We start from the raw sequence: 7,604 nt of genomic DNA, 5'->3' as shown, positions 1-7,604 counted from the left end.
TCCTGACTCCCTTAACGCTGGAACCGTTGACTCAACTGGTGGCTGAGACATTACATCGCAATCCTGATACCGTTCGTTCTTTAGCCCAAGTCGTGTTGCGTAAAACCGAGGGCAACCCTTTCTTTGTTGGTGAATTTTTGAAGCTGCTGCATAGCGAAAACCTTTTGACCTTTGATGCCCAACAATTGAGTTGGCAGTGGAACCTAGCTGAGATTGAAGCTCAAGATATCACGGATAATGTGGTGGAGTTGCTGCTGCGTCAGTTGCAGAAATTGCCGGAAGCAACACAGCAAATTCTCTCCATCGCCGCTTGTATCGGGGCTGAATTTGATTTAGAAACGTTGGCGATCGTTTGCGAAAAATCACCGAAAGCAATTTTCCAGGATCTACTAGCAGCAATACAAGCGGGATTAATTCAACCTCTGTCTGACTTGGACGAAGATTTGTTAGTTCAAGAGTATAAGTTTCTGCACGATCGCGTTCAGCAAGCGGCTTATGCTTTGATTGATGAATCGCAGAAACAGGTTGTTCATCTCCAAATCGGTCGCAATTTGCTCGAAAAAACTTCACCAGAGCAACGATCCGATCGGCTGTTTGAAATCATCGATCATCTCAATCAAGGACTTGAGCTAGTCACTGCTCGATCAGAACGAACTGAAACTGCCAGATTGAATTTAATGGCAGGTCAGAAAGCAAAGGCAGCAACGGCTTATGAAGCAGCTTTTAAGTATTTCACTACAGGGTTTCACCTCCTCAATTCAGAGAGTTGGCAGAGTGAGTATGATCTCACCTTAGCGCTGTACTCAGAAGCAGCAGAAGCGGCGTATCTCCAGGGTCGCTTTGATGAGATGGAACAGTTGGTAGAAGTGGTACTCGCTCGTGCCAAAACAGTGGTTGAAAAAGTGCAGGCTTACGATTGCAGAATTCAAGGATATTTGTCACAGGGCAACCTGAAAGAAGCACTAAAAATTGGCTTGGAAGTGTTGAAGCTCCTGGGAGTGATTTTACCAGAAAATCCAAGTGAGTTAGATGTTCGAGGCGGATTGGAGTCAACGGCGGCACTACTCGCTGAACGAGAAATCAAAGACTTGATTAATTTACCAGAGATGACTGCACCAGAATCGCTAGCAGCAGTGTCAATCCTAGCGAATATAGGGTCTGCTGCATTCATAGCATCACCAGCACTGTGGATACTGATTGGATGTAAGAGGGTAAATCTGTCAATTAACTACGGTAATACTACCTGGTCACCACATGGTTATGTTGCTTACGGATCTGTTCTATGTGGAGTTGTTCAAGACATTGAACTCGGCTATAAATTTGGACAACTGGCTCTTAGCTTAGCGGAACAATTGAATACCAAAAAAGGGAATGCTAAAGCATTACACGTATTTAGTTACCATGTTATGCAATGGAAAGTACATATTAAGGAGACGATACCACGGCTGGTTGAGGCTTATCAGGAAGGAGTGGAAACCGGAGACTTTGAAACTGCTGGTTATGTTGCATATACCGTGTGCCACCACTCGTTTTTCGTCGGTGAGGAACTCACCCAACTGAAACAGAAAATGGCAACCTACAGCAAAGCGGTTGATCGAATCAGACGGGAAAGCCCCTCGACTTGGATTGCAATAGTGTGGCAGACTATTCTTAATTTATTAGATAGGTCTGAGAATCCCAGTCGCTTAGTTGGTCGGGTGTTTAATGAAGAGGAGGCGTTACCACACGCTATTGCAGTTAAAGATGGAATTGCAATTCAAATACTCTATTTGCACAAAGTCATGTTGTGTTATCTATTTGGAGAAAACCATCAAGCTGTACAGACTGCTATTTTGGCAAGGCGACATTTTGAAGAAGCGTCGGCAATAAAGTTTTTACCTGTATTCTGTTTCTACCATTCTCTAGCGCTTTTGAGCCTATTGCTCGATGCTTCAAACTCTGAAAAAGTAGCTTGGCTAAACTGTGTTAGCTCCAACCAAGAAAAGGTGAAGAAATGGGCAGAACACGCCCCAATGAATTATCTACATGAATTTTATCTGGTCGAGGCAGAGAAAGCACGAGTATTAGAGCAATTTCTTGAGGCTGAAGAGTTTTATGAACGGGCGATCGCAGGTGCTGCCGAAAATGAGTATATCCAAGAAGAAGCATTAGCTTATGAATTAGCGGCTAAACATTATCTGGCGCGAGGTCGGGAAAAGATTGCTCAGACCTACATGAAAGAAGCGCACTATTGCTACGATCGCTGGGGCGCAACTGCTAAAGTTAAAGACTTAGAAACTCGCTATCCACAGTTCTTTCCTCAGTCGTCTAGAGCCGCTTCCACATCAATTCCTATTACTGCTGAAACTATCTCTAATCCCTTCCATACTGCTTTCGATTTAGCAGCAGTGATGAAAGCTTCACAGGCGATTTCTCGTGAAATTGAACTGAATCAATTGCTGCGATCACTGATGCAAACTTTGATTGAGAATGCTGGCGCACAAACCGGATATCTGATTTTAGAAAATTCAGGAGAATGGTCGATTGAAGCGGCTTGTGAACTCAATGCCGATGAGAATGCTTGTGCGACTCAGGTGTTACAGTCTATTCCAATTGCCGATCAATTGCCAGAATCAATCATTCAATATGTGATTCGGACTCTGAAGCCTGTTGCTTTAAATGATGCGACTCGTGAAGGTGCTTTTATTAATGAGCCATACATTCAACAGAACCAGCCTCAATCTATTTTCTGTTTGCCGCTGCTAAATCAAGCCAAGCTGGTCGGTGTATTGTATTTAGAAAATCGGTTAGCAGTTGGAGTATTTACACCAGAGCGATCGCAGGTCTTGCAGCTATTATCGACTCAAGCAGCGATCGCCATCGAAAATGCCAACCTTTACTCAGAACTGCAGGCTAAGGAAAGCAAGATCACCCAGTTCCTCGAAGCGATTCCGGTGGGAATTGCGATCGTGGATGCGACGGGTTGCCCTTACTATACCAACCAATGCGGCAATCAACTCATGGGCAAAGAAACTGATACTTCCATAGCACCGGAGCAGATCTCAGAGGCTTATCAGCTTTATGTAGCGGGGACGGATCAAATCTATCCAGCGGAGAGTTTGCCTGCACAGCAGGCATTGAGGGGCGAACGCATCAGGATTGAAGATATAGAAATTCGTCGAGATCATGTCTCAATTCTAGTTGAGGCGCGGGGAACACCAGTTTTTGATCAACAGGGTAATATCACTCATGCGATCGCTACCTTTCAGGACATTACAGAGCGCAAACAAGCCGAGAAACTCCTAGCCGACTACAACTGCACTTTAGAGCAACAGGTCGCAGAACGAACTGCTGCGTTACGACAAAGTGAAGCCAATTACCGCAACCTGCTACAAACCGCGAATTCAGTCATCATTTGCTATGACACGCAAGGACGAATTCGATACATCAATGATTATGGGGTAAAACTTCTTGGCTATGAAGAACATCAGATTGTAGGGCGAACCTTATTTGAAACTATCATTCCAGACATCGAAACCTCTGGACGCGATGTTAAACCATTTGTTCACGATTTACTTCGTAATCCTCAATCGTACCCGCAAGGCGAGAGTGAAAACCTGTGTCGAGACGGACGGCGAGTTTGGATGGCCTGGTCGAATCAAGCTATCTTCAATGACCAGGGAGAGGTCGTTGAAATCTTATCGGTTGGCAATGACACCACCCAGCGTAAACAAGCAGAAGAGGCTTTACAACGCAGTGAAGCCAAGTTCCGAGCTATCTTTGAAAACTCGCAGGTTGGCATCTACCGAACCCGCCTCTCGGATGGATTAATTCTCAATGCCAATCAACGCTTTGCCAATCTGTATGGCTTTGATTCACCAGAAGAAATCATTGGGCTGGAACACACCATCGACTATTTTGTAAATCCCAGCGATCGCCAAAAAGCCATTGAGGTGATGAAGCGGGATGGGGAAGTGCGAAACTTTGAAACTCAACTGCGAAAACGAGATGGGACATTGTTCTGGGGACTTTCCTCTGCTTATCTGAATGCAGACGATGGCTACCTCGAAGGGGTGACTGCGGATATTAGCGATCGCAAACGAGCAGAAGTCGCTCTACAAATGAGTGAAGAACGACTGCGCTTAGCATTAACCGCTTCAAATCAGGGACTCTACGATATGAATCTCAAAACTGAAGAAATCGTGGTTAACCCAGAATACGCTTTAATGCTGGGCTACGATCCAGCAACATTTCACGAGACCAAATCTAGGTGGGTTGAGAGTTTGCATCCTGATGACAGAGAAGCAATGTTTGCAGTTTACAATGGTTTTATGACCGGAGAAGCCCCCAACTATCAAGCAGAGTATCGCCTGCGTACCCGGGATGGTCAGTGGAAATGGATTCTTTCTGTCGGCAAAATTGTTGCCTGGAATGAATCCGGTGAACCGCTCCGAGCGTTGGGAGTTTATACGGATATTGACGATTGCAAACAGGCAGAAGCCGCGCTGCAAGCCTCTGAAGCAGAACTGCGGGCACTCGTTTCAGCCATTCCCGATCCGCTGTTTGTCCTTACTGCTGAAGGGCGGGTGATCGAAGCAGTCGAAGTGAAACCGAATCAGTTGTATCGACCGATTGAGGAGCAGATTGGTCAAACACTGCACCAGATTTTTGAAAAAGAACAAGCCGATGAATTCCTAGGTTACGTTCGGCAAGTACTGAGAACCCAACAAATGCTCACAGTTGAGTACAGCTTGCGGATAGCTGAACAAGAAGCCTGGTTTTCGGCTCGCATTGCCCCAATCAGCCTCGATCAGGTGATTTGGTTGGCGCGAGATATTACGCCGCAAAAGCAAGCAGAAGCAGCCTCAATTTTAGAGGAGCGCAACCGCATGGCGCGTGAAATTCACGACACACTCGCTCAGGCGTTTACGGGCATTCTGGCTCAGGTGGGAGCAGCAAAACAGGTGCTAACAGATGATTTAGAAGCAGCTCAAGCACACCTAGACCTGATCAAAGAATTGGGGCGAACTGGACTGACTGAAGCACGGCGATCGGTCGTCGCACTCCGTCCTCAGCTTCTAGAGGAGGGCAGTTTACAGAGCGCTCTGCACCGTCTCGTCGCTCAACTCAGAACTGCCGCAATGGATACCACTTTATACTATGAGCTTGAGGGTGCAGTGTATTCTCTACCGGCTGAAGTCGAGAATAACCTACTACGGATGGGGCAGGAAGCATTGACCAATGCGATTCGACACGCCAATGCTGACGAAATTCGAGTGCAGCTAGTCTACGATCATGATCAGTTTTGCTTGCGCGTGAAAGACAATGGACAGGGTTTTGGAGTCGGGAATATTCCAGCCACTGAGGGTTTTGGCTTACTCGGCATGAGCGAACGGGCAGAGCGCATCGGCGCACAACTCACGATTCGGAGTCAACCTGGACAGGGAACAGAGATTATTGTCACCGTCAATCGGGAGTAATATCACGATGAGCCAAGCCACGACCATTCGGGTTCTGATTGCGGACGATCATGCTATTTTTCGGCAAGGATTAGCCACGATTATTAACCGTGACCCAGATATGCAGGTGATTGCCCAAGCTGAAAATGGGGAACAGGCGATCGCGCTATTCGGAGAACACCAACCGGATATCACGCTGATGGATCTCCGCATGCCTGAAGTAGAAGGAGTTGCCGCCATCGGTGCAATTCGTGCGACTGCTAAATCTGCTCGGATTATCGTACTGACCACATATGATGGCGACGAAGATATTTACCGGGGATTGCAGGCAGGCGCAAAAGGATACCTGTTGAAAGAAACTGAACCTGACGAGCTTCTGAATGCGATTCGTACCGTTCATCGGGGTCAGAAGTATATTCCGCCTGACGTGGGAGCAAAGTTGGTACAGCGGCTCAGCAATCCAGAACTGAGTGAAAGAGAACTGGCAGTCCTCCGCTCACTCGCACAGGGAATGAGCAATGCCGATATTGCGACTGCTTTGAGTATCGGTGAAGGTACGGTTAAATCCCATGTCAATCGGATTTTGAATAAGCTAGATGTTAGCGATCGCACCCAAGCTGTGATTGTTGCCGTCAAACGCGGCATTGTTAGTTTGTAGGGTGTACTTTCGATCAAATTCGGCTTCTAACTTAAGTTAGAGTCAGCCTTCTACTTTGCGATCGCATCGTTACTCTACCAATTTGTACTGTAAAAGTTTTAACTTGCTGTAGAAGACGACTTAAAGGCGATCTCCTACATTGAATGTATGCAATAAAAGTGCATCCAATCAGACAAATCATACTCCTCTAAAGCGGTAAACCTGATCGAATTTTCAATCCTAATTATTGGAGATAAATCTGTGACTTCTACCCCCACACCCACAGCGACAGACCCAACGCTACGCCAAAGCGATTCTGGTGCTGCTGTCAGTGAGCTACAACAATTGTTGAATACCAGAGGAATCAACATTGCAGTCGATGGAATCTTTGGCAGTGCGACTCGCGCCGCGGTGGTTCAGTTTCAACAGCAAAGTGGACTTGCTGTAGATGGCATCGTTGGACCTAAAACCTGGCAAGCCCTTCGTCGAGGTGGCCCCATTCAACTGACTGATGCAGCCATTTACTACGAGCCATCGAAATATCCCTATCAAAAAGAGGCGTTTGAATGGTTGCAATCCCAGATTTCTAGATCAAATCTAGAGGAATTTGCTCGCCGTTGGCGGAACCTACGCTAACGCAGCAATCACCGATTTCAAAGTTATTCAGCCTAGATTCAAATTGCTGACGCTGGGAATGCCTAAATCATAGGGTTTTTCCCAGCTTTCGTGGCAAAGTTCCAGGCTTGATACAGATGTAGAAAAATGAACGACGATCGTAGCCATAGTTCCTTACTTGTACCTCCTTCAACCCAAGATTGGATGCAGGGTGTGCTGAGTGCTAAGGTCGTGCTGGTGATGTATGGAGACTATCAATGTCCTAGAAGTGCAGACGTTTACAAGCTGATTAAAGCGATCAAACGAGAGCTTAGTGCTGCTTCTGGAGAGGATGATTTATGTTTTATCTTCCGTCATTTTCCACAAACAAAGATTTATCCCCATGCTCAACGGGCAGCCCAAGTCGCCGAAGCCGCTGCCGCCCAAGGAAAGTTTTGGTTAATGAGCGATACTTTATTTGACCATCAACAAAGGTTGGAGAACGGTTATCTTGTCGAGTACGCCAATGATTTAGGGCTTGATATTCCTCAGTTTCTCAAAGAGTTGTCTAAACAAGTGCATATCGATCGCATCAACGAAGATATTGAAGGCGGAATGCAGAGTGGAGTGACGACTGCTCCAGCCCTATTCATCAATAACATTCGATATACCGGACGCTGGAAGATGACAGAGTTAATGACAGCCATTGTTACTGCAAGTCATTAAGCTTCCCAACCTTTGCTTACCATCCATATTTGACTGAGGACAATTTTATGAAATCCAGTCCACGATCGACCAAAAATGATTTCAAGCAATCGAGGTTTTCAACTCAGACTCATTTTCCCACTGCGCGCTCTCCTAATCATGCTCTTGTTACGGTTGCCCAAGAGGTCGCTGAGCGGCTCCAACAAGTCTATCCTCCTCCATCTGATGAC

At 46.3% G+C, this 7,604-nt stretch carries 4 protein-coding genes; all 4 read left to right on the top strand.

Features of this window, described 5'->3' with window-relative positions; all coding sequences use genetic code 11:
• Nucleotides 1–26 precede the first annotated feature (26 nt).
• On the top strand, nt 27–5,459 hold the full coding sequence (locus NDA01_RS30745) for a PAS domain S-box protein (RefSeq protein WP_431193594.1): 5,433 nt from the start codon (nt 27–29) through the stop codon (nt 5,457–5,459).
• Nucleotides 5,460–5,466: 7 nt separating this feature from the next.
• Nucleotides 5,467–6,096 (top strand): response regulator, encoded by a 630-nt coding sequence (locus NDA01_RS30740; protein ID WP_190559017.1) that lies wholly within the window; start codon nt 5,467–5,469, stop codon nt 6,094–6,096.
• 240 nt (nt 6,097–6,336) lie between these two features.
• Nucleotides 6,337–6,711 (top strand): peptidoglycan-binding domain-containing protein, encoded by a 375-nt coding sequence (locus NDA01_RS30735; protein WP_348231034.1) that lies wholly within the window; start codon nt 6,337–6,339, stop codon nt 6,709–6,711.
• A gap of 126 nt (nt 6,712–6,837) precedes the next feature.
• Nucleotides 6,838–7,395: a DsbA family protein gene (locus NDA01_RS30730; protein WP_348231033.1), complete on the top strand. Its 558-nt coding sequence runs from the start codon at nt 6,838–6,840 to the stop codon at nt 7,393–7,395.
• Nucleotides 7,396–7,604: the final 209 nt, after the last annotated feature.

This window comes from Trichocoleus desertorum AS-A10, from assembly GCF_039962155.1.
In the GTDB taxonomy this organism is placed as follows: Bacteria; Cyanobacteriota; Cyanobacteriia; order FACHB-46; family FACHB-46; genus Trichocoleus.
Note: the sequence above shows the minus strand (reverse complement) of the source record. Positions and strands in the feature narration are given on the sequence as shown.